The following is a 21,592-nucleotide window of genomic DNA, read 5'->3' as shown; positions in this document are numbered from 1 at the left end:
AACCGCCGGCCGGTCCGGCCGACCGACCGGCTCCGGACCTCCGCCCGCCGAGCGCGTCGCCGACAGCCAGGGCCGCGTCGATCAGCGCGAGGTGCGGGAACGCCTGCGGGCGGATGCCCGGTTGGCGGCCCGGCGGCCCGACGGCAGCCGCACAGGCCGTCCGGTGAGGCCCCGGCCCGGGCATCAGGGCCTGAGCAGTCCGCCCACCCACCAGTCGTGCGGCTCGCCGTCGTTGGCGATGCCGCGTCTGCTCAGGGTCCCCTCGACGGTGAAGCCGAGTCTCTCGGCCACGGCACGCGAGCCGGTGTTGCCGACCATGGCCCACCACTCGATGCGGTGGACGTCGAGGGTGGCCCAGCCCCAGTCGCACAGGGCCCGGGCGGCCTCCACCGAGTAGCCGCGTCCGCGTTGTTCCTTGACCGCCCAGTAACCGAGCTCCCAGACACCGCGGCTGACGAGGGTCAGGCAGTACGAGCCGACCAGGGCGCCGGTGTCCCTGCGGAACGCGCCGAAGGTGTAGTCCCGGTCCTCGGCCCACTGGGCGGGCAGCTTCTCGCCGACCAGCCGTTCCGCGTCGGCGCGCCGGTAGGGCACCGGTACCGGGGTGTAGAACTGGATGTCCTCGTCCTGGCAGGCCTCGTACACCGCGTCCGCGTCGGCAGGCGTGAAGGGCCGCAGCACCAGACGGCCGGTCTCGAGAGTCACGGGATCCATCGCGGCAGTATGACCGCCGTCGGCAAGCGGCGGACAGTGAATATTCACCGGCCGGTCCGGCCGTGACGGCGACATCGACTCGCGCAGGGGCCTGGCGGCCGGGGCACCCACGAGGCCACACTCTGCTCGGCGGGACGCAGTGCCCGGGCCGGCACCCGCGCGGGCGTCGCCGGCCGCCGACAGCGACCGGAATCTGTACATTTGTGCAGTAGGGATCACGACGGTCAGTCGTGCGGTCGCAGGTCCGTGCCCATGAACCTCGCAGGCGAGGCAGTATGTCCGACGTGAGTGCACCGATCGTGGCCACGTTCCTCGTGTACGTGGCCGTCATGATCGGGACAGGTCTCTGGGCCTACCGCCGCACGCACACCTTCGCCGACTTCGCCCTCGGCGGCCGCAGGCTCCCCGCGCTCGTCGCCGCCCTGTCCGCCGGGGCCAGCGACATGTCCGGCTGGCTGTTCCTCGCCTTCCCCGGAGCGGTGTACGCCGCCGGTGTCGGGGGCAGCTGGATCGCGGTCGGCCTGGTCCTCGGCACGTACCTCAACTGGCTGTTCGTGGCGCCGAGGCTGCGCACCTACACCGAGCGCGCCGGGAACGCGGTGAGCCTGTCGGCCTACCTGGAGGAGCGGTTCGAGGACCGCACCCGCATGCTCCGGATGGTGTCGGCGGCGGTGACGCTCGTGTTCTTCACCGTGTACGTCGCCAGCGGGCTGGTGGCCGGCGGGCTGCTGTTCGGGCACATCTTCGGCGCCGGGTTCCGGCTCGGCGTGGCCCTGACCGCCCTGGTGATCGTCGTCTACTCCTGTCTGGGCGGCTTCCTGGCCGTGAGCCTGACGCATGTCATGCAGGCCACGCTGATGTTCCTCGCCCTGCTCGTGCTGCCCGTCGTCGGCATCGTGACGCTCGGCGGCTTCACCGCGGTGCGCGACTCCCTCAACAGCAGGACGCCCAGTCTGCTCGACATGGGCGCCAAGGTCGATTTCGTGGACGGACGGTGGTCCGGAGGCGGCTCGCTCGGGGTCGTCGCGATCATCTCGTTGCTCTCGTGGGGCCTCGGCTATTTCGGGCAGCCGCACATCCTGGCCCGGTTCATGGGCATCCGCAGTACCGGCGCCGTCCCCGCGGCCCGCCGGATCGAGACCGGGTGGGTGATCGTGGTGCTGGCCGGCGCCACCGTCGTCGGCCTGCTGGGCATCGCGCGGTTCGGCAAGCCGCTCAACGACCCGCAGACGGTGTACATCGCACTCAGCCAGACCCTGTTCAGTCCATGGGGCGCCGGCGTGATGCTGATCGCGGTGCTCGCCGCGATCATCTCCACCGCGGACAGTCAGCTCCTCGTGTCGTCCGTCGCCCTCACGGAGGACTTCTACCACGCCTTCCTCAAGCGGCGCGCCTCGGACGAGGCACTGGTGTGGGTGGGCCGCTCCGCCGTCGTCGCCGTGACGCTGGTGGCCTCCCTGATCGCGCTGAGGGGCGGCGAGCTGCTGGGCATCGTGGGCTACGCCTGGGCGGGCTTCGGCGCCGCCTTCGGCCCGGTGGTCCTGCTGTCGCTGTACTGGCCGCGCATGACCTGGGCGGGGGCCATGGCCGGGATCGTGTCCGGCGCCGTCACGGTGCTGCTGTGGCGGGTGATCAAGCCGCTGCACGGCCCCTTCTGGTCGGGCGTCTACGAGATGATCCCGGGCGTCCTGATCGCCACGGGAGCGGCCCTGATCTTCGGCAGATTCGTCGGCCGGCCTCCGAAACGGGCCTTCTGGCGGATGCCGGGCGGCGGGGTGAGCCAGCTGATGCTCACCCCCTTCCTCAGCCACGCGCCCGTCGGCATCGCCGTCCTCGACACCGACCTGCGGTACGTCTGGGTGAACGAGCCGCTGGACCGCCAGATCCCGCTGAAGCGGCGGCTGGGGCGGCGGATGGCGGAGGTGCTGCCGCAGACCGAGGCCGACGCCTTCGAGGAGAAGATGCGCGAGGTCCTGCGGACCGGCGCGCCGGTGATGGACTTCGAGTACCGCGGCGCCGGCTACACGGTGCACGACCGGAGCCGCGCGATCTCCGCCTCCTTCTTCGCGATGAAGGACCGCCACGACCGGAATGTCGGCGTCTGGTACATGACCATCGATGTCACCGAGCGGTGGCGGGCGCAGGAGCGCCTGGCCCTGCTCAATGACGCCGCCGCGCGCATCGGCAGCACCCTGGACGTGGCACGGACCGCGCAGGAGCTGGCCGACGACGCGGTGCCGGCCGTCGCCGACTTCGTCGCCGTCGACCTGCTGGACTCGGTCACCAGGGGCGAGGAGCCGGCCCCCGGGCCGGTCGGCATGTCGCCCGTCATCCGCCGCGCGGCCCAGCGGTCGGTCCGTGACGGATGCCCCGAGGCGTCCCTGGCCGTCGGGGAAACGGTACGGCGCGCGCCCGAGTCGCCCGTGACCCGCTGTCTGCTGCAGAGCAGGACCCTGGTCGAACGGGTCCTGGACCGCACCAACAGTCCGTGGGTGACCGTGGACGAGACCCTGGGCGCCTCGTTCCTGGACTACGACTTCCGTTCGGTGATGGTGGTCCCCGTGCAGGCGCGCGGCGTCACCCTCGGCGTGGCGACGTTCGCCCGGTCCCGGCGGCTGGGCCCCTTCGAGGAGGACGACGTCCGCCTCGCCGAGGAACTCGTCTCCCGTGCCGCGGTATGCATCGACAACGCCCGCCGTTTCACCCGTGAGCGCACGGCGGCCCGGTCCATGCAGCGCTACCTGCTGCCGCAGGACCTGACCGGAGGGTCCGCTCTCGCCGTGGCCTCGTGGTACCTCCCGGCGGACGCCCCCAGCGGTGTGGGCGGCGACTGGTTCGACGTGATCCCGCTCTCCGGGGCACGGGTCGCCCTGGTCGTCGGCGACGTGGCCGGGCACGGCATCAACGCGGCGGCGACCATGGGGCGCCTGCGCGTCGCGGTGCGCACGCTCGCCAACCTCGACCTGTCCCCGGACGAACTGCTGGCCCATCTGGACGACCTGGTCATCGGCCTCATGGGCGCGCACGACCTCGACGCTCCCACGGCGACCGACGGCGAGGCCACGGGCGCCGCGTTCCTGGGCGCCACCTGCCTGTACGCCGTCTACGACCCGGTCAGCAGGCTGTGCACCATGGCCCGGGCGGGCCACCTCCCCCCGATGATCGTCGCCCCCGACGGCGCCGCCCGCGTTCTGGAACTGCCCGCCGGGCCACCCCTGGGCCTCGGCTACCTCCCCTTCGAGGCCGTCGAGACCGAACTGGAGGACGGCAGCCTCATCGCCCTGTACACCGACGGCCTCATCGAGTCCGTCGACCGGGACATCGACATCGGGCTCTCCCGGCTGGGCGACGCCCTCGCGGCCCCCCTGCCCACCCTCACGGAGACCGGCCAGCGCGTGATCGACACCCTGCTGAAGGGTCCGCCCGCCGACGACGCGGCCCTGCTTCTCGCCCGTACCCGCGTCCTCGCCCCGGACCGCGTCGCCTCCTGGGACCTGCCCAGCGATCCGGCCGCCGTGGCGCACGCCCGCGACCTGGCGGCCCGCAAGCTGGCGGAGTGGGACATCCCCGGCCTCGCGTTCACCACGGAACTGATCGTCAGCGAACTGGTGACCAACGCCATCCGCCACGCGGCCGGACCGGTCGGCCTGCGTCTGATCCGGGACCGCGGACTGATCTGCGAGGTCTCCGACGCCAGCAGCACCGCGCCGCGGCTGCGCCACGCGCGCACCACCGACGAGGGGGGACGGGGCCTGCTGATCGTCGCCCAGATGGCCCGCCGGTGGGGCACCCGCTACACCACGACCGGCAAGATCATCTGGACCGAACAGGTCATCCCGGCCGACGCGACCGGTTAGTGCCGTATCAGGCCGCGCAGGGCGGTGAACTGGTTGTCGCACACGATCGCGATCCGCACGGTCGGAGGATAGAGCGCGCGCAGGTAGCGGCAGAATTCCAGGAACTGGGTGCGCCTCTCGCGGGAGGTCTTCCAGGTCTTCAGGCGTTGAAAGGAGACGCCTTCCTCGCGGAGCAGGATGCGCAGGCCCTTGTGGCTGATGTCGTCGACCACCCCCTCGGCGACCAGGACATCCGCCAGCTTGGACAGACTCCAGGTGGAAAACGGCAGGTCGTGCTCGACGGGTTTGGACTTGGCGATCCTCTTGATCTCGCGGCGCCCGGGCAGGGTGAACGTCTTCGGCCGACCGCCCTTGTATTTCGGGTAGAGCGAGTCGAAGCCGTCGGCGTTGAAGTTGTGGATCACATCGCGAACCCGGTCGGCGCTGGTGAAGGTCACCCCGGCGATCTTCGCCACCGGCATGCCCTGCGCGGGCAGCAGTACCATCTGGGCCCGCCGCCAGGTCACCACCGATCCAGTGCCCCTGCGGATGATCCGCAGTGACCGCTGGCCCTCGGCATCGTCGATCTCTCGGACCTGTACGCGTATCGCCATCAGCACAGAGTGGCCGCCCCCTGCCACCCGGTACAGCACCCGGACGGCGCGTCACATCACAACAGGCCAAACGTTCGCTGTTACAACACGCGGCCGCTCTGTCGGAACCGTGCACCACGCCGCCGCGTCCATCACGGGCATGGGCGAGAGAACCGCGGAACGGGCCGCGGGTATGAACCCGAAGACTGAGGGCGGCGCCGGATGCCTACTCGCCGGCCTCGGTGCGACTGCCGCGCCGCTTGTCTGGGCACCGCGCGCCGCGGTCAGTATCGACGGAGGATTCGAGGGCCATGCCCGCGATCTGAGCGTACTCTTCATCGATCTGCCGCTCATCGTGCTCGGCGGCGCACTGGTTCCGCTCTTCGCCTGGGCGTTGGCCACCAGATGGGTGCACCGCCCGTGGGTCGCGGCACTCGTAGCCTTGGCCACGCTCGCGCTCGCTGTGTGGGGGCTCACCGAGTGGTGGACCCCCCGCCGGCAGCCAGACCCCGGTTACGGACCTGGGATCTGACCACGGCGTCCGCACATCGCAGCGCGACCAGCAGCCACAGGATCACCACATCCCCGCGCCGTCGACTGAAGGGCAAATGTTGCCTGATGCGGCATTGGCGGGCGCGACCGGCTGCGCCGGCGGGCGGGCGGCGGAAGCAGCGGAGGCGGCAGGACCGCAGGACGGAGCCGGCTCACCTGGTGAAGCGTGAGGAGCCGAGGTTCACCAGATGACCGGCCAGGCTGACGCGCACACCGTCCGGGGTGGCGCGCGCCGCGGTGAAGCCGACGTTCTCGGGAAGCTGGACCCGCCAGGTCGCCGTCGGCCGTGCGGCCCCCGGGAGGCTCAGGGAGATCTCGTTGCCCTGGGCGAGCAGGGTCCCCGTGCCGTCCGACGCGCGGCCGCCGGCGGTGCCCGTGATCCTCACCCGGGCGGCCTGCCCCGCCGAACCCTCGGCCTGGGAGATGCGGAGGGGGCCGCCGGCGTGCGCCAGCCGTGTGACCACGCCGGACAGCGCCTCGTACGAGAGCGTCAGGGTGCCCGTGGCGAGGTTCGCCTCGGCGCTGCGGGCGGTCAGGGAGGTCACCCGCACACCGTGCAGGTCGATCCGGAGCCGCTCGACCGGCAGGTAGCCGCCCTGGGCGTTGTCCGTGGTGTCGATGGTGAACTTCTCGGCGTTCAGGGCGACGTGGCCGAAGTCCTGGCTGAACGCCTGGGTCAGGAAGGGAAAGCCCTCGATGGACACGTCGAGGTGCCCGTCGGTGGTGTTCCGGTAGCCGTACTTGTCCGCGGCCAGGCGGGTGGCCTCCTGGTCGGCGTAGTGCACGGCCACCCGGTCCGCGACCGTGAAGAGAACGGCCAGTACCACTACCGTGATCGCGACGACTTTGACCCAGCGACGCCTCATGAAGATCCCCCCGTCGTACCGGCCACGGCCGTGACCGTAGCCTTGACCGTACATGATCAGTCCGGGAGCCGATCATGCACGGCCGACGGTCAGGGCACCGGCGTTGCGGCGGGCCGGGTGGCGGGGTGTGGGGCGGCCGGCCCCGCTCCTTGGGCCCACCGCCGCGGGGGAGTGGCGCTGTCCGCGTGAAGTCTTTTCGTGCAGCCCCCGGCCCTGTCGGCGTGGCACGCGACCGCGAATCCCCGAGCACCTGCGGCGCGACCCGGTCGCCGGGTGGTCTCGCGCCGACGCGGTGCGCGAGTACGCCGACTTTGCGGCAACCGCGGGACCCGACCTGCCGCGGCAGTCGCGCAGCCGGGCGTGAGCGGTCGCGTGTGGCAAGAATGATCCCATGCACATCGTGATCGCGGGTGGACACGGAAAGATCGCGCGCCGGCTGACCCGGCTGCTCTCGGCGCGCGGCGACAACGTCACAGGGCTGATCCGCAATCCGGACCACGCCGGCGACCTGCGCGCGGACGGTGCGGAACCGGTGGTGTGCGATCTGGAGCACACCTCGGTGGACGCGGTGGCCGGCCACCTTGACGGCGCCGACGCGGCACTGTTCGCCGCGGGCGCCGGACCGGGCAGCGGCGCGGCCCGCAAGCAGACGGTGGACCGGAACGCGGCCATCCTCCTCGCCGACGCGGCCGAGCGCGCCGGGGTGCGCCGCTTCCTGGTGATCTCCGCGATGGGCGTGGACAGCCCACCGCCGCCCGGCACCGATCCGGTGTTTGCGGCCTATCTGAAGGCCAAGGGCGAGGCGGACGCCGACATCGCCTCCCGTCCCGGGCTCGACTGGACGATTCTGCGCCCGGGGATGCTGACCGACGACCCGGGTAGCGGCCGCGTCACGCTCGCCGAGCACACCGACCGCGGCCAGGTGCCGCGCGATGACGTGGCTGCGGTGCTCGCCGCCCTGCTCCAGGAGCCCAGGACCGCCGGGCGCATCCTCGAGCTGATCAGCGGGTCCACCCCGGTCGAGGAGGCGGTGCGCGCCGTGGCCGGCGGCTGACGGGCGCACTCCGCCCTCGCCCGGGTGCGGGTACTGACTCACACCCGGGCGCTTTCAGCGGAGTGAGGCCACGAAAGGCTTCAAGGCGATCTCCACCAAGGACTTCACCGCTTGCGACCTCAGCCCCGGCACGCCGCACAGCGACCGACCACACCGACACAGGGGTACATGATCCGCATGGAAGTCGGGCGTGGCCGTTCTTCGGATGCGGACAACGGCGGCGGGAACGACAGCGCGGACGCCTCCGCTGCGGGCGCGCCGAGCCCGGATGCCCTGCTGCCGACGCTCAGTGAGCGAGACCTGAAGGTCCTGCGCCACGTCGGACGCGAGTGGGGTCAGGTGCTGGAGGGTCCCGAAGTGTGGCGGTCCGCGCTGCCGGTGGATCCCAACCTCGGCGGCTACCCGGACGCCGTGCGCCCGAAGCGTTTCGGTCGCTTCGTACCCCTCACCGGCCTGCCCGCCGTCGAGGCAGAAGAGGATGCCGAGGCCCCGCCGTCGCCGCTCGGACGCGTCGGCCACCACGTCCGGCGGGTGCTGCTGGGCCCTCCGCTCGCGGGCACCGCGATCGCCGTCGAGCGGATGCGCAAACTGGTGGCCCTGCCGGTGCTGTCGGCGGACGCCCTCTCCTCGGTCGCCTACGGCCCCGAGGCAATGCTGGCAGTGCTGGTACTCGGCGGCGCCGCCGGACTGCGCTACTTGCTGCCGGTCGCCGCGGTCATCGCCTTCATGATGCTCGCCGTCGGCGTCTCCTACCGCCAGACGATCCGCGCTTATCCGCACGGCGGCGGCTCGTACATCGTGGCCGGCGACAATCTGGGACGGGTGCCAGGTGTGATCGCCGCCGCCGGCCTGATGATCGACTACATCATGACCGTCGCCGTCTCGATCGCCTCGGGGGCCGAGGCGATCACCTCGGCCCTGCCCGCACTCGCCCCGAGCACGGTGGTGATCGGTGTGGCGGTGATCGTCGTCCTGCTGGTGGCGAACCTGCGTGGAGTACGCGAGGCGGGTGCCGTCTTCGCGGCACCCACGTACGCGTTCATCATCGCGGTCTTCACGCTTGTGGCCGTGGGGCTGGCCGACGCGGCCGGCCGCGGATTCCAGTCCATGCCGACGCCCCGGCTTCCGGTCACGGAAGGAGTCACCCTGCTGCTGGTCCTGCGGGCCTTCACCTCGGGATCCACGGCCATGACCGGTATCGAGGCGATCTCCAACGCCGTACCGGCATTCCGCCCGCCGGAGTGGCGCAATGCCCGTACGACGCTGACCTGGATGGTCACCCTGCTGATCATCCTGTTCGTCGGCACGGTCGCACTGGTCCACCTCGACGGGGTGGTGCCGCACGGCAACGAGACCGTCCTCTCCCAACTCGCTCGCCGTACCTTCGGCCCCGGAGTCATGTACGGCTATGTACAGGCGGCGACGGCCGCCATCCTGCTGCTGGCCGCCAACACCGCCTTCAACGACTTTCCCCGCGTGCTGTTCCTGCTGGCACGCAGCGGCCACGCGCCGCGCCTGTTCCTGCGCGTCGGCGACCGGCTCGCCTTCAGCAACGGAATCCTGGCCCTGGCACTGGCCGCGATCGCCATCTTCGTCGGGTTCGCCGGCAACACGCAGTCCCTGATCCCGCTGTACGCCGTCGGGGTGTTCCTCGCGTTCACCCTGTCGCAGGCCGGCATGGTGGTGCACTGGCTGCGCCACCGCGATCAGGCCCACTGGCGCAAGAGCCTGGTCTTCAACGCCATCGGCGGCCTGCTGTCCGCCATCGTCTTCGTCACCGCGGGCATCACCAAGTTCACCGAGGGCGCATGGGTCGCCGTCCTCGTGATCGGACTCCTCGTCCTGCTTGCCCTGCGCATCCGCCGCCACTACGACCTCTGCGCCCAGGCCCTCGCCCTGCGTCCCCACGTCATCGAACTGCCCCGGCAGTCGGCACCGGCGTCCGGACCGCGAGTGCGGCCGACCGCCATGCCCCCGAGGGCAGCGGACCCCGAGACGGAGGAACTGGAGGAAGTCGAGAGCGAGGAAGGCCCGGAGGAGGTCAGCCACCTGATCATCGTGCCCGTCGCCCGGCTCGACCTCGCCGGCATGCGGGCCCTGGCATACGCGGCCTCCCTCGGACAACCTCTCCTGGCCCTGCATCTCAGCCCGACCGAGACCGAGGCGGAACGCTTCCGCGGCTACTGGGCGACCTGGGGCGACCACCTCCCGCTCGAGGTGGTCGTCTCACCCCACCGCGCGATCGTCGCCCCGCTGGTCCACTACATCGAGACCCTGCACCACCAGCGACCCGATCTCACGCTGACCGTGATCCTCCCCGAGATCGTCGTGCGTCACTGGTGGCAACGCGTCCTCCACAACCGGACCGCCCCCCGACTGCGACGGGCTCTGCGACCACTGCCGAAGATCGTCATCACGACCATCCCGTTCCACCTGCCCAGATAGGCGAGCCGCCAGAAGGACGGGAACCGCCGTAACGGCAGCCTGGCCACAGGAAGCAGGCCGGCCGGCCAGGTAGTGGGCGCCCGCGGCTGCGCGAAGGGAAGCCCGGGCCCCGGACCGTTGGGTCAGGGCTGGTTCAGGAGGCAGTCCCGGACTCCGCCGGGAAGAAAGTGATCAAGGTTGCGGTGTCCTCCGGGTCCACCACTCGGACTGCTGCCTCGGCGACGTCCGGCGTGGAGAGGGCGACATCCTTGGGGTGCGGGATCATATGGCGGAGGACGACCGGGTAACGCGGTGACTGACCCCCGACGGCGACGACCACCACGTCGTCCTTCGGATCATAGGTGAGGTAGGAGAACGGCAGCCGCTCCACTTCGTGCTGGTCTCCGATCGAGGGATCCACCACTTCAATGGTGACCAGGTCACCCGTGTGCGCATTGGTGACCTCGTCGAGCTTGGACTGCCATTCCGCGCGGTCGGGCATTGAGGTGTCGGCCATTGCGTGTTCCTTCCTCCGTGCACCTTGGACAGCTTCTGCCGTCAATCGTCCCCGATGCTGTTCGACCCGGCCACCGCCCGTTCCGAGTGCTCTGCCGGTGCGGCGGCGTCTGCTTCCCTCAGGGCGAAGAGCCGTTCGACGGACAAAGTCCGTCCTGCTTTCCGATCCCGGCCGCCGGGGGCCGGGTGAGGGCGCACTTTTCCCGGCGTGGTCACCGGTTCCCGGCCCGCCTGCCGTCCAGCAGTCCGTGCAGGTGCGCGGCGGCGTTCTCGATGTCCGCGTATTTCTGCTGTCCGGCGCGTACCTCGGCGGAGAGCACACCGCAGCGGTGGACGCGCTCGAAATCCCCGTAGGGGAACTTGTACCGGCCCTTGGTCTCCTCTTCCATCTCGTCATCGATGCCCAGGTACCACCTGGCGTACTCGTTGAACCCGTGCTCCTCGAGGTAGGCATTCTCGTCCGCTGCCGAAGGCCGGTGCTCGCTCCACTCGTCCCGGTCGTCCCGGACGATCCGGCCCTCTTCGATCAGTTTCTTTGCATGGTTGAACGCCCTCGCATTCAGTTTCACCGTCATGTCGTGTACCGCCCCATCGACAGTCGTGTTCAGATGTCGGCTGCTGCCGCCCGGATATCCTGTCGAGCCTGCCCCATCAGCTCGTTCAGGTCGCCGACCTCAGGATTGAGTTCCCGCGCGCGCGGCGCGATCTGCTGCAGCCATGCCGCAGTGGCCAGGGCCAGTTCGACGGCCTCCCGGGTCCGCTCCTCGCCGAGCAGTTTCTCGACCTTGAAAGCGATGCCGGCGAGCGTGTCGTCATCGGTGGCAGGCACCAAGTAGGGCTCCAGGCCCGGCGGATACGGTGTCCGCTCCCGGTACTCACGCATCGCGGTCACGACCGCGGGCACCGCGCTGTACCTGTCGAGGAGGCCCATGAAGACGTACAGGCGGGCCACCAGCCGTGGCAGGCCCGGGTGCCGGTCCAGCCAGGCCATCAGCTCGCGCTGATCACCGACGTGGTCCATGATCTGCGACATCCCCTCCGCGACCCGGCTGGGCCAGGTCCAGTGGAAGGGCAGCAGTCGCGCCACCTGATGGGCGAGCGCCGCCTCGCCCTCCGCGTCCAGCGTGCCGGCGGCGAATTCGGCGACCTGCCTGTGGTCCAGTCCGTAGTCGGCCGGCGCCGTCCGGTCCTGTGAGCTCTGTGCCGAGTCGTGGCGCAGACGCAACAGCTGTGTGCCGATCTTGCTCAGTGTCCCGTTCCGCATTGTTCCTCCCAGCTCGCGATGTGTTCTTCAGCGTCGGAGCGGCCCAACGACCAAGTCCTGCCCGGATCCACGCGACCGCCCCGTCACCCCGCAGTTCGCCGGACCGCAGCGAACGCAGAGGATCAACCGGGTGCCGGGTTCCGGGCGTCCCCGCGGATTCGAGCGCAGGCTCTCCTCGGCCGTGGCCAGGGCCCCGTCCACATCGGGCGCCGTCAGCGGGGCAGCCCCGCCAGGATCGTCGTGTGGGAGCACAACTCCCACCTCGGGGATGCCCGGGGCACGGAAGCCGCGCTCCGCGGCGAGCTCAACGTCGGCCAGTTGGTGCGGCAGGCGCACCCCGATGGCTGCTGCCTGCTGGGCTTCACCACCTACACCGGCACGGTGACAGCCGCGGACGACTGGGGAGGACCGGTCATGCGCAAGGCGGTGCGCCCGGCACTCGTCGACAGCGTCGAGGACATGTTCCACCAGGTCGGCGAGGAGGAGTTCCTGCTGTCGTCATCTCCGTAAGCGACGTCCCGGATGGTGCGGTTGGTGCAGCCGTCGGGATCACCCACCTCTACGAGCTCAATGAGGACGGACATACTGACCATATGCGCGAAACCCTCGATCGCGCCCGCTGGGCACGCGGCCGGTTCCCACCGCCGTGCGTACCGCGAAGGCCGCCGCCCCGCCGCACCCCGACAGCCGGCAGCGTCACCCATCTGTCCCGTCAGCACACCTCGTCTCAGCCCGCTGGGTCGATTCCGACCGTGCGATTTGGTCACCGTGCACCGATGCGGATCGCCTGCCCGGCGCGCAGCATGGCAGTCGTCGACCGCCGAGCCGGCGCCGCGTACTCGGCTGCTTCGGGGTGGTGTCCGGTGCGGCGCCGCGCTCCCTGACTGAATTCGACGAACTGCTCAATCGGATGAGCGGATTGCTCGAGTCCACGGTGGGCGGCGCCGCGCCCGAGCCGCGTGGACCTCCCTCGGGGGCGTCACGGAGACCGATGGCGCCTTCGACGCCGAGAGAGATGTGCTGCCGGCGACGTCGAAGCATTCCGGGGAATCCTGTGCCCGACGACCGAATCCAGGGGAGATCACGTGCCCGGCAATGTCGAACGTGCCGCCCTGCGCGCCGCGGCTCAGGCCGCCGAAGATGTCCTGACGAACGTCGCCGAGCGGGCCGAGCAGGCCGAGCGGCAGTACCCGCAGGACCTCTACGCCCAGCGCGTGGCCGAGGTCGGGATGCTCACCGGTGCGTTGAGGGTCCTGCTGGACGCGGTGCGCCCCTTTACCGAGGAACGGGAAGAGGACGGGAGGTGACCGGCGCTTTCGGCGCCGGCCACGAGGTTCGCGCCGGCATTTCGATCACCGTTTGGGGCAGTGCACGCGCGGTACCTGGGATGGGTCGCAGGATTGGAGGCGCCATGGACAGCGACGAATTCGTCCTGCTCGTCAGCCGGCGGGCCCACGTGCCCGAGGAGCAGGCCAGGGAGCTGACCCGGGCCACGATGCTGACGCTGGCCGAGCGGATCACCGGCGGCGAGGCCAAGCACTTGGCCGGCGTCCTGCCCGCCGAGATCGCCCCGCCGCTGGTCCCACCGGAGGATGTCGCCCAGAAATTCGGCGTTGCCGAGTTCGTCCGGCGAGTGAGTGAGCGTGCGGGCGTTGATGAGACCGTGGCGCGCAGGGGAGTCGCGGCGGTTTTCATGACTCTGGGAGAGGCCGTCCCCGGCACGGAGTTCCGGGATGTGATGTCGCAACTGCCGAACGAGTTCCAGAACATCTAGCGTCGGACATCCCGGCACCCGGAGTAACGGCTGCGCGCACGCCATGAGAATGATGAGCCGCTGTTCGCGGCGATCGTCCAGGTGCTGGGGCAGCGGTTGTGTCCGGCGGGCGCTGCCGCCGTGCGGGCGCCTCATCCTCCGACACCGGCGAGGGCGGCACGGACCGCGACAAGGATGGTCCGGGGGTTGGCCGGCACCGGGACCCCCTGGACCGCCACGGTCGGCGTGCCGCCCACGCCCCGCTGGACGGCCATCGCCGTCACGTAGGAACTCCAGTCCAGGTAGACGCCCTGCCGGACGCACGCGGCGAACGAGCTGTCCCCAAGTCCCACCGCGCGGCCGAGTTCGACCAGTTCGTCATCGGACAGGCCCGGCCCGTTCTCGGGGGGCTGGTTGGCGAACAGCGCGTAGAGGTACTCCATGAAGTGGCCGCCATCGGACGCGCAGCCCGAGGCCGCCGAGGCGCGGGAGGAGTACCGGGTCGTGGACAAGCCGTCGAGAAAGCCCATCGGATGGTAGACGAGACTGATCGCCGCCTCGGCCGCCAACTCGTCAAGGATCGGCCCGCTCTTCCCTTCGAACTGCTTGCAGAACGGGCACAGAAAGTCGATGAAGGCATCCACTTGCACCGGGCCGTCTCCGACAATGATGCCGTCCCCGGTCGGCGAGGCACTGGCCGGAACGCGGGAGGGCAAGCTGATGCGGGGCGTCCGAGTACTCACGCCAGTTCCCCTGTCGTAAAGTCGATGGAATTCGCGTCAACACGCGGCAGGCATGGCCGGCCGGCCACTCCGCCGGGTCCTCGAATGCGGCACCGGTGAGGCGAGATGCCGCGCAACCGCTTTTTCCAGCCTCCCACCGGCCAGGTGAATGTCAAACAAGCGCTTGCGAGCGGTTCTCATGGCGTGCGCGCAGCCGTGCTCCGGGTGCCGGGATGTCCGACGCTGGATGTTCTGGAACTCGTTCGGCAGTTGCGACATCACATCCTGGAACTCCGTGCCGGGGACGGCCTCTCCCGGAGTCATGAAAACCGCCGCGACTCACCTGCGCGCCAGGGTCTCAGCGACGCGGTGCCGCCGTCCTCATCCGTCTCCGGATGCCGGACCGCCCGGGCACGGACGTCTCGCGCTCAGACGCCGTGCGCGTCCCGCACGCCGAGTTCGTCGATGTGCCGCAGCAGGTCGAGGGGGTCGGCGTACACCCGGAACGCCTGGGCCCGCTCCAGTTCGTCCTGCCCGTATCCTCCCGACAGCAGCCCCACTCCGAGTGCCTCCGCCCGCCGCGCAGCCAGCAGGTCCCACACACTGTCTCCGACGACGACACAGTCCCGGGCGGGGATGCCGAGCCGCGCCGCGCCCGCCAGGAACAGATCGGGGTCGGGTTTGGCGAGGCCGACTTCCTCGCGGGTGACCGTCGGCACGTCAGGCGGCACGGCGAGTCTGGTGAACATGGGTGTGGCGTCGTCCCGGCGGGCGCTGGTGGCGATCGTCCAGGGCACGCCGCAACCCGTCAGCGTCCGGAGAAGCTCGGCGGCTCCGGGCAGCGGCCGGATGGCGTTCGTCCAGCCTTCGAAGTGGCGGTGATGGGCGTTCTGCAGTTCATCGGCCTCCTTCGGCGTCAGCCGTACGCCGGTCTCACGCATCATGGCCTGCACGAGCAGGCCACCGCTCATCCCGATCCTCCGGTGGATCCGCCAGATCGCCAGACCGATGCCCATCTCGCTCAAAGCCTGCTGCCAGGCGATGACGTGCTGGTAGACGCTGTCGACGAGTGTCCCGTCCAGGTCGAAGACGAACGCCGCGGGCCGGGTGGCCGTACCACCGGACATCTTCCACATCCCTCCCGTCAGCCGCCGGCCCGGGCCGGCGGGTACAGGCGCCGAAGGACAGCCGCTGCGCCCGGCTTTCGATCGGGAAGACCTCGCTGACCGTCAAGTGGGCCGAGCTCGCACCGGCGGAGGCGATGAGGAACACCACGGCCACCAGGACGGAGAACTGCCACGCGGACAGGGCCGAGGTCATGGTCACCCACGTCCGGCACGATCGCGATGACCGCCGAGCCGAAGTACGTCGCCGTGATCATCGACTTGGGCACGACCGGGCCGGACAATCGCCCGAGCGGCACCGGACCGAGGAGTCGCTGATCGCCAAGAGCAGCATGAGGCACCCGCTCCGTTGTTCACGAAGAGTCGCGAGCACTCCCCAGGATGACGGACCGGGCGGCTCCACGTCTGCGCCTGGCGAGTCAGGAATGCACGGGTCCGGTCGCCCCACGAGTACGAGAGAAAAGGATCCACAGGAGGCGCAGCGCGCCCTGGAGGTGCGCCGCCACTCCCGCGAGCGCTACGCCCTCGCGATCCACCGCAGCACGCTGCGCTACCGGCTCCAGCGCATCCGCGACATCAGCGGCAACGACCTCGCGAACGTCGAGGACCGGCTGAACCTCCAGGTGGCGCCCCGAGTGTGGAAGATCGTGATGGGCGGACACGGCTGACACACCACGGGAACTCATTGGAGTGGTGCCGGCAGCGCCGCAAGTCCGGGACGTTTCGGCGAACCGGATGACGGCGTTGACGACGCCCCGGATCGTGCTGGGGCCGTGTCCACTCCCCAGCCGCTTGAAGCGCCCGGCTCGCAGGTCAGCCCAGCACTTCGTCGATCGGGGCGTCGGCGTCCACGTAGCGCACCAGCTTGCGGTTCGCGAATTCCACGATGCCCACGTCGCCGAGTTCGCGCCCGTAGCCGGAGCGCTTGATACCGCCGAAGGGCAGCTCCGGTCGGGACGCGGTCGGGTGGTTGATCCATACCATGCCCGCCTCCAGCCGGTCCGCGACTTCGCGAGCACGTTCCGGGGCGTGGGCGAAGACCGCGCCTCCCAGGCCGTAGGGGGAGGTGTTGGCCAGTGCCACGGCCTCGTCCTCGTCGGCGACCCGGTAGACCGTGGCGACGGGGCCGAAGAGCTCTTCCTGGTAGGCCCGCATGTCCGGTGTGACGTCGGTGAGAAGGGTCGGCTCGACGAAGGCGCCCGGCAGGTCGGGCCGCCCGCCGCCCAGCACCACCGTGGCCCCCTTGTCCACCGCGTCCCGAACCTGCTCCATCAGGAGTTCGGCCGCGGCCTCGGAGGACAAGGGGCCGAGCGTGGTGGCGGGGTCGACCGGATCTCCCGGTCGCACCTCGCTCATCCGGTCACGCAGCCCGGTGACGAAGGCGTCGTAGACGTCGGCAAGGGCGATGAAGCGCTTGGCCGCCACGCAGCACTGCCCGGTGTTGCCCATCCGGCCGAGGAACGCGGCGTACACGGTGCGCTCGAGGTTGTGACCGTCCAGCACGATGAAGGGATCACTGCCACCCAGCTCGAGGACGGACTTTTTGACATTGCGGCCGGCGATCTCGCCCAGGCTCACGCCCGCCCGCTCGCTTCCGGTCAGCGACGCTCCCTGCACTCGAGAGTCATCGATGATCTTCCCGACGTCCCTGCCCCGTACGAAGAGATTGGTATAGACCCCGGTGGGCGCACCCGCGTCCGCGAACAGCTGCTCCAGTGCCAGTGCGGACTGGGGGCAGCTGCTCGCGTGCTTGAGCAGGATCGTGTTGCCCAGGACGAGGTTCGGACCCGCGAACCGGACGACCTGGTACAGCGGGAAGTTCCACGGCATCACACCGAGAAGGACGCCGAGCGGCTCGTTCACCAGCACGGCCGTGCCCTCGGGCACCGGCAGGGGTCGTTCTTCCAGCAACTCGGGGCCGTGCTCGCCGTAGTAGGTGAGGATGTCGGACGCCAGGTCGACCTCTGCACGGCTCGAGTTGATCAGCTTGCCGACCTCAAGGGTCAGGAGGTGCGCCAGTTCCTCCTTGCGCTCCCTCATGAGCCGGCCGGCGCGTTGCACGAGGGACCCCCGGTCGGCCGTCGACCGGGCACGCCAGTGTGGAAAGCTACGGTGCGCCCCGTCGATCGCGCGCCCTACGTCCTCCGCGCTCAGCGCCGGGAAATCACGAACCCTCTCACCGGTGTACGGGTTGACCGTGGCGATCGGGCTTCCCTGGGCAGTGACATGGGCGTCCATGACGCCTCCCTGGAGTCGGGGCACGTCGGGTTTCCACGCCCGGACCCGCTCACACCTGCTGATTCGTCCCATGCCACGGCAAGCTGTGGCACCCGGGTCCTCTGCCTTCTTCATGGCCTTGAACTCGGCCCAGGGCCCGCAGTTGGGGCTGCCCCACCGGTCGCGGCCCGGGTTCGGCTACGCCGGCGCGCGCACGGTGTGGCTCTTGGCCTCGGTGCGATACGACGAGCTCAACCTGACCGGCGAGGCCCCGCACACCACGGTGCACGCAGGCGCCAAGCTGTGGGTGGCCGTGGTCGCCGCCGTCCGTGCGCGGGCGCGGGCCGGGCCGGCGTGGCAGGCTGGCAGGGGGTCCGCGCCGTTCGTCGCACCACAGCAGCGAAGGAGGACGACGCATGGATGAGCAGGAATTCGTCCGTACCGTCGCCGAGCGCACCGGACTGAGCCGGCAGGAGGCGGCGGACCTGACCTGGGCCACGCTCGAGACGCTGGCCCACAGGCTGAGCCCCGGGGAGGCCAGGGACCTGATCATCGAGCTCCCCGAGGGCCTCGTGGAGGCGGTGCGCCGGGGAACCACGGACCGCATCGAGCACTTCGGCCACCACGACAGCGTGCGGCGCGTGGCCGAACGCACCATGCTCAAGGAGGAGGAAGCCGACCGGGGTGTGCGGACCGTACTGGCCGTGCTCCGGGAGGCGATCAGCGAGAAGGAGTTCAACGACCTGATGTCGCAGCTCGGAACGGACTTCTCCCAGGCCCTCGAATCCGCCGGGTGACCCCGGATCCTCCGGCACGGCGCCGGCGTCACGGCGCCGGCGGTCAGGACGCCGCGTGTGCGCCGGGGCGCGGTGCGTGACCCCCGCGGACCGCCGGCCCTTCGCGGCCGCCATGGCGTGAGTCCGACGCCGCCGGCAGACGGGAGGCACGACATGTCTGCGGAACCGGCCCGAGGGATCGCACTCCCCTCCGGTGAGGTGATCGGCGCGCTCGGGCAGGGCACCTGGTACCTGGGCGAGGACCCGGCCCGGCGTGCACAGGAGATCGCCGCCCTGCGGCTGGGCCTGGACCTGGGCATGACCGTCGTGGACACGGCGGAGATGTACGGCGACGGCGCGGCCGAGGAGCTCGTCGCGGAGGCCGTCCGGGGACGCCGGGAGGAGGTCTTCCTCGTCAGCAAGGTGCTGCCGGACCACGCCGACCGGAAAGGCACCGTCGCCGCCTGCGAGGGCAGCCTGCGGCGGCTCCGTGCGGAACGGCTGGACCTCTACCTTCTGCACTGGCGGGGACGGTGGCCACTCCAGGAGACCCTTGCGGGATTCACCGACCTGATGGAGGCGGGGAAGATCCGTTACTGGGGCGTGAGCAATCTGAACGTCGCCGGCATGGTCGAATTGACCACCCTCCCCGGCGGCGACGCCGTCGCCGTCGACCAGGTGCTGTACAACCTCTCCCGGCGCGGCATCGAGTGGAATCTGCTCCCCTGGTGCCGCGAGGCCGGGGTGACGGTCATGGCCTACTCCCCGATCGAGCAGGGGCGGCTGCTGAACGTCGAGGCTCTGGGTGCCGTGGCCCGGGCCCTCGGAGCCACGCCGGCCCAGGTGGCACTCGCCTGGGTGCTGGAACAGGGGGTGGCCGCGATCCCGCGTTCCGGATCACCCGACCACGTTCGGGAGAACCGCGGCGCAGTGGACCTCCACCTTCCCGCCGAGGCGCTCGACGCCCTCGACGAGGCGTTCCCGCCGCCCAGCGGGCCCGCGGCCCTGGAGATGCTCTGAAGGAGGCATAGGAGGCACAGGAGGCATGCGCCCGGAGTGTGGTTCAGGGTGCGGGGCCCTGGCACGGCGCGGGCGGCTCCGGTGCCACGTAGGGCGGCGGCAGCTGTCATACGGCGAACGGGTAGGTCTCGGGGACCTCGCCTTCCTGCCACTCGGCCGTGCGCTCCAGGGGTTCGACCGCCCGGGTCCCGTCGATGTGGATGACACCGTCGAACTGGTCCGACAGGCGCGCGCGGAAGTAGTGGCTCTGCCGCTCGGTCTGCGGCCGGTAGATGACGCCGATCGCCCGCTCGAGGCGCGCCTTGCGCAGCGTGTCGGCGGCCAGGGGCGTCCGGTGGAACGACAGCAGGAACTCCTCTTCGCCGACCTGGTGGAACATGTCCTCGACGCTGTCGACCAGTGCCGGGCGCACCGCCTTGCGCATGACCGGTCCTCCCCAGTCGTCCGCGGCTGTCACCGTGCCGGTGTAGGTGGTGAAGCCCAGCAGGCAGCAGTCACCAGGGTGCGCCTGCCGCACCAACTGGCCGACGTTGAGCTCGCCGCGGAGCGCGGCTTCCGTGCCCCGGGCATCCCCGAGGTGGGAGTTGTGCTCCCACACGACGATCCTGGCGGGGCTGCTCCGCTGGTGGCCGAGATGCTCGGCGAGCGCCTCCAGGGTCTCGGCCATGTGGCGGTCACGCAGATTCCAGGACGACACCTGCCCGCCGAACATCGTCCGGTAGTACTCGGCCGCGTTCTTCACCGTGAGCGCGTTCTGTTCGGCATGGAACTGGTCGTCCTCGGCGAGCAGTCCGTCCCGTCGTGCGTAGCGCACCGCATGGAGCTTCAGCTCGATGAGCTGGTCCATCACCTGCTGCTCGCAGGTCTCACCCGCTCCGAAGGCGGCCTCGAACCCCCAGGCCTGGGCGTCGCCGTCGGTGTTGTAGTGATCGAAGCAGGCGTAGCGCTCGCGGGCCCGCTTCGCCGCGTCCGGATCGACGCGGTCCAGGTAGCTGATGACTTCCTCGATCGAGCGGTACAGGCTGTACAGGTCGAGACCGTAGAAGCCCGCTTTCGCGCTCTCGCCGCCGGAGACCCGGTCGTTGTGGTCCCGCAGCCATCCGACGAAGTCCAGTACGGCAGTGTTCCGCCACATCCACGTGGGGAACCGCTGAAAGCCGCGCAGTGACTCCTCGGCCGTGACGTCGTCGCCGCGGTCCCGGACGTAGCGGTTGACCCGGTAGGCGTCGGGCCAGTCGGCCTCGGCCGCGACCGCGCAGAAGCCCTTCTCCTCGATCAGCCGCCGCGTCATGCGGGCGCGCGCCTGGTAGAAGTCGTGCGTGCCGTGTGAGGCCTCGCCGATCAGGACGAAGTGCGCGTTGCCCACGAGGTCGAACAGTGCCTCGTCGCTGGGTACGCCGTCCTCGACGGGGATCGCCTCGGCGCTGATGAGAGCGACCTCGCTCACGCCCTCCTCGGCCGGTTCCACGGGCCTGCCCGCCGCCCGGCGCAGCAGCTCCCGCACCTCCTCGTCCGTGATCTGGCGGAAGTCCCAGTAGGACTCGCCGACGGCGAAGAACGGCGCCGGGGTGGTGGCGCAGACCACGTCGTCGGCCATGTCGGCCAGCTCGCGGCAGGTCGACTCGGGGGCGGCGGGCACCGCGACGACGATCCGCGCCGGCCGGTGGCGGCGCAGGGCCTGGATCGCGGCGCGCATACTGGCCCCGGTGGCAAGGCCGTCGTCGACCAGGATCACCGTACGGCCCTCCAGCTCGGGCGCGGGCCGCCCCTCCCGATAGGTCTGCTCCTGGCGCAGCAGCTTCCGGGCCTCCCGTTCGACCGCGCCGCGCAGCATGCCCGGCAGGAGGCCCAGGCCGCGGACGACGTCCTCGTTGAGCACCACCACTCCGCCGTCCGCGAGGGCTCCCATCGCCACCTCCTCCTGACCGGGCACGCCGAGCTTGCGGACCAGGAAGACATCGAGTGGGGCACCCAGGGCCGTGGCGACCTCGTACGCCACCGGAACGCCGCCGCGCGGCAGGCCCAGCACGATCACATCGGGATCGCCGCGGTAGCGTTCCAGGAGCTTGGCGAGGACCCGGCCGGCATCTGCGCGATCACTGAACAGGCGGTTCGACACGAGCAGGCTCCTCGCGGTGTGCGGTGCGTGATCGAGGCCGGC

General features: G+C 70.5%; 19 protein-coding genes and 2 pseudogenes. 11 read left to right on the top strand and 10 right to left on the bottom strand.

The window, feature by feature from the left end:
- Positions 1–183: 183 nt before the first annotated feature.
- Complete coding sequence (locus ACI2LW_RS05245) at positions 184–714, bottom strand: GNAT family N-acetyltransferase (RefSeq protein ID WP_404729773.1); 531 nt, start codon at positions 712–714, stop codon at positions 184–186.
- A gap of 275 nt (positions 715–989) precedes the next feature.
- Between ACI2LW_RS05245 and putP the strand changes: the two genes are divergently transcribed.
- Positions 990–4,571: a sodium/proline symporter PutP gene (gene putP, locus ACI2LW_RS05240; protein WP_404729772.1), complete on the top strand. Its 3,582-nt coding sequence runs from the start codon at positions 990–992 to the stop codon at positions 4,569–4,571.
- 32 nt (positions 4,572–4,603) lie between these two features.
- On the opposite strand, the pseudogene ACI2LW_RS05235 reads toward putP, so the two are convergent.
- A pseudogene (locus ACI2LW_RS05235) lies at positions 4,604–5,164 on the bottom strand (transposase); the annotation flags it as partial.
- A 109-nt stretch (positions 5,165–5,273) separates the two neighbouring features.
- Here ACI2LW_RS05235 and ACI2LW_RS05230 point away from each other — a divergent pair.
- On the top strand, positions 5,274–5,675 hold the full coding sequence (locus ACI2LW_RS05230) for a hypothetical protein (RefSeq protein ID WP_404729771.1): 402 nt from the start codon (positions 5,274–5,276) through the stop codon (positions 5,673–5,675).
- Between the two features lie 172 nt (positions 5,676–5,847).
- Here the strand turns inward: ACI2LW_RS05230 and ACI2LW_RS05225 are convergent, their stop codons facing one another.
- On the bottom strand, positions 5,848–6,561 hold the full coding sequence (locus ACI2LW_RS05225; protein ID WP_404729770.1) for a DUF2993 domain-containing protein: 714 nt from the start codon (positions 6,559–6,561) through the stop codon (positions 5,848–5,850).
- 391 nt (positions 6,562–6,952) lie between these two features.
- On the opposite strand from ACI2LW_RS05225, the gene ACI2LW_RS05220 reads away from it, so the two are divergent.
- The gene (locus ACI2LW_RS05220; protein ID WP_404729769.1) at positions 6,953–7,615 is read left to right on the top strand and encodes an SDR family oxidoreductase; all 663 of its coding nucleotides are present in this window, start codon (positions 6,953–6,955) and stop codon (positions 7,613–7,615) included.
- A gap of 177 nt (positions 7,616–7,792) precedes the next feature.
- Positions 7,793–10,060 (top strand): APC family permease, encoded by a 2,268-nt coding sequence (locus ACI2LW_RS05215; RefSeq protein ID WP_404729960.1) that lies wholly within the window; start codon positions 7,793–7,795, stop codon positions 10,058–10,060.
- A 133-nt stretch (positions 10,061–10,193) separates the two neighbouring features.
- On the opposite strand, the gene ACI2LW_RS05210 is transcribed toward ACI2LW_RS05215, so the two are convergent.
- From ACI2LW_RS05210 to ACI2LW_RS05200, 3 genes are all read right to left on the bottom strand, one after another.
- Entirely contained in the window at positions 10,194–10,556 is a 363-nt protein-coding gene (locus ACI2LW_RS05210) for a DUF5335 family protein (RefSeq protein WP_404729768.1), read from the bottom strand.
- Positions 10,557–10,767: 211 nt separating this feature from the next.
- A complete protein-coding gene (locus ACI2LW_RS05205; RefSeq protein WP_404729767.1) occupies positions 10,768–11,130 on the bottom strand; it encodes a hypothetical protein in 363 nt (120 codons plus the stop codon).
- A gap of 29 nt (positions 11,131–11,159) precedes the next feature.
- Positions 11,160–11,819: a hypothetical protein gene (locus tag ACI2LW_RS05200; protein ID WP_404729766.1), complete on the bottom strand. Its 660-nt coding sequence runs from the start codon at positions 11,817–11,819 to the stop codon at positions 11,160–11,162.
- Between the two features lie 18 nt (positions 11,820–11,837).
- On the opposite strand from ACI2LW_RS05200, the gene ACI2LW_RS05195 reads away from it, so the two are divergent.
- The 3 genes from ACI2LW_RS05195 to ACI2LW_RS05185 all read left to right on the top strand — a co-directional run bounded on the left by ACI2LW_RS05195 (position 11,838) and on the right by ACI2LW_RS05185 (position 13,593).
- A complete protein-coding gene (locus ACI2LW_RS05195; RefSeq protein ID WP_404729765.1) occupies positions 11,838–12,329 on the top strand; it encodes an erythromycin esterase family protein in 492 nt (163 codons plus the stop codon).
- A 575-nt stretch (positions 12,330–12,904) separates the two neighbouring features.
- Positions 12,905–13,126: a hypothetical protein gene (locus ACI2LW_RS05190; protein ID WP_404729764.1), complete on the top strand. Its 222-nt coding sequence runs from the start codon at positions 12,905–12,907 to the stop codon at positions 13,124–13,126.
- Positions 13,127–13,230: 104 nt separating this feature from the next.
- Positions 13,231–13,593, top strand: a complete 363-nt coding sequence (locus ACI2LW_RS05185) for a DUF2267 domain-containing protein (RefSeq protein WP_404729763.1) — start codon at positions 13,231–13,233, stop codon at positions 13,591–13,593.
- Positions 13,594–13,724: 131 nt separating this feature from the next.
- Here the strand turns inward: ACI2LW_RS05185 and ACI2LW_RS05180 are convergent, their stop codons facing one another.
- Positions 13,725–14,222, bottom strand: coding sequence for a DsbA family protein (locus tag ACI2LW_RS05180; RefSeq protein ID WP_404729762.1), 498 nt, complete (start codon positions 14,220–14,222; stop codon positions 13,725–13,727).
- Between the two features lie 500 nt (positions 14,223–14,722).
- The gene (locus ACI2LW_RS05175) at positions 14,723–15,421 is read right to left on the bottom strand and encodes an HAD family hydrolase (protein WP_404729761.1); all 699 of its coding nucleotides are present in this window, start codon (positions 15,419–15,421) and stop codon (positions 14,723–14,725) included.
- Between the two features lie 518 nt (positions 15,422–15,939).
- On the opposite strand from ACI2LW_RS05175, the pseudogene ACI2LW_RS05170 reads away from it, so the two are divergent.
- A pseudogene (locus tag ACI2LW_RS05170) lies at positions 15,940–16,086 on the top strand (helix-turn-helix domain-containing protein); the annotation flags it as partial.
- A gap of 145 nt (positions 16,087–16,231) precedes the next feature.
- On the opposite strand, the gene ACI2LW_RS05165 reads toward ACI2LW_RS05170, so the two are convergent.
- Entirely contained in the window at positions 16,232–17,656 is a 1,425-nt protein-coding gene (locus ACI2LW_RS05165) for an NAD-dependent succinate-semialdehyde dehydrogenase (RefSeq protein ID WP_404729760.1), read from the bottom strand.
- A 112-nt stretch (positions 17,657–17,768) separates the two neighbouring features.
- On the opposite strand from ACI2LW_RS05165, the gene ACI2LW_RS05160 reads away from it, so the two are divergent.
- The 3 genes from ACI2LW_RS05160 (at position 17,769) to ACI2LW_RS05150 (ending at position 19,431) form a co-directional block, all read left to right on the top strand.
- Positions 17,769–18,059 (top strand): hypothetical protein, encoded by a 291-nt coding sequence (locus ACI2LW_RS05160; RefSeq protein WP_404729759.1) that lies wholly within the window; start codon positions 17,769–17,771, stop codon positions 18,057–18,059.
- Positions 18,052–18,432 (top strand): DUF2267 domain-containing protein, encoded by a 381-nt coding sequence (locus tag ACI2LW_RS05155; protein ID WP_404729758.1) that lies wholly within the window; start codon positions 18,052–18,054, stop codon positions 18,430–18,432. The genes ACI2LW_RS05160 and ACI2LW_RS05155 overlap by 8 nt, the downstream gene beginning before the upstream one ends.
- 153 nt (positions 18,433–18,585) lie before the next feature.
- Positions 18,586–19,431: an aldo/keto reductase gene (locus ACI2LW_RS05150; protein ID WP_404729757.1), complete on the top strand. Its 846-nt coding sequence runs from the start codon at positions 18,586–18,588 to the stop codon at positions 19,429–19,431.
- Positions 19,432–19,537: 106 nt separating this feature from the next.
- Here ACI2LW_RS05150 and ACI2LW_RS05145 read toward each other — a convergent pair whose 3' ends face one another.
- The gene (locus tag ACI2LW_RS05145; RefSeq protein WP_404729756.1) at positions 19,538–21,550 is read right to left on the bottom strand and encodes an erythromycin esterase family protein; all 2,013 of its coding nucleotides are present in this window, start codon (positions 21,548–21,550) and stop codon (positions 19,538–19,540) included.
- Positions 21,551–21,592: the final 42 nt, after the last annotated feature.

It is taken from the genome of Streptomyces sp. NPDC004065, from assembly GCF_044903565.1.
GTDB lineage: Bacteria > Actinomycetota > Actinomycetes > Streptomycetales > Streptomycetaceae > Streptomyces.
Note: the sequence above shows the minus strand (reverse complement) of the source record. Positions and strands in the feature narration are given on the sequence as shown.

Excerpts from the sequence above, each read along its gene's own strand:
- ACI2LW_RS05175 (WP_404729761.1), bottom strand. The coding sequence starts at position 15,421 with ATGTCCGGTGGTACGGCCACCCGGCCCGCGGCGTTCGTCTTCGACCTG.
- ACI2LW_RS05215 (WP_404729960.1), top strand. The coding sequence starts at position 7,793 with ATGGAAGTCGGGCGTGGCCGTTCTTCGGATGCGGACAACGGCGGCGGG.
- ACI2LW_RS05150 (WP_404729757.1), top strand. The coding sequence starts at position 18,586 with ATGTCTGCGGAACCGGCCCGAGGGATCGCACTCCCCTCCGGTGAGGTG.
- ACI2LW_RS05195 (WP_404729765.1), top strand. The coding sequence starts at position 11,838 with ATGTGTTCTTCAGCGTCGGAGCGGCCCAACGACCAAGTCCTGCCCGGA.
- ACI2LW_RS05160 (WP_404729759.1), top strand. The coding sequence starts at position 17,769 with ATGGCCTTGAACTCGGCCCAGGGCCCGCAGTTGGGGCTGCCCCACCGG.
- putP (WP_404729772.1), top strand. The coding sequence starts at position 990 with ATGTCCGACGTGAGTGCACCGATCGTGGCCACGTTCCTCGTGTACGTG.
- ACI2LW_RS05220 (WP_404729769.1), top strand. The coding sequence starts at position 6,953 with ATGCACATCGTGATCGCGGGTGGACACGGAAAGATCGCGCGCCGGCTG.
- ACI2LW_RS05185 (WP_404729763.1), top strand. The coding sequence starts at position 13,231 with ATGGACAGCGACGAATTCGTCCTGCTCGTCAGCCGGCGGGCCCACGTG.
- ACI2LW_RS05210 (WP_404729768.1), bottom strand. The coding sequence starts at position 10,556 with ATGGCCGACACCTCAATGCCCGACCGCGCGGAATGGCAGTCCAAGCTC.
- ACI2LW_RS05205 (WP_404729767.1), bottom strand. The coding sequence starts at position 11,130 with ATGACGGTGAAACTGAATGCGAGGGCGTTCAACCATGCAAAGAAACTG.
- ACI2LW_RS05165 (WP_404729760.1), bottom strand. The coding sequence starts at position 17,656 with ATGGACGCCCATGTCACTGCCCAGGGAAGCCCGATCGCCACGGTCAAC.
- ACI2LW_RS05225 (WP_404729770.1), bottom strand. The coding sequence starts at position 6,561 with ATGAGGCGTCGCTGGGTCAAAGTCGTCGCGATCACGGTAGTGGTACTG.
- ACI2LW_RS05245 (WP_404729773.1), bottom strand. The coding sequence starts at position 714 with ATGGATCCCGTGACTCTCGAGACCGGCCGTCTGGTGCTGCGGCCCTTC.
- ACI2LW_RS05200 (WP_404729766.1), bottom strand. The coding sequence starts at position 11,819 with ATGCGGAACGGGACACTGAGCAAGATCGGCACACAGCTGTTGCGTCTG.
- ACI2LW_RS05155 (WP_404729758.1), top strand. The coding sequence starts at position 18,052 with ATGGATGAGCAGGAATTCGTCCGTACCGTCGCCGAGCGCACCGGACTG.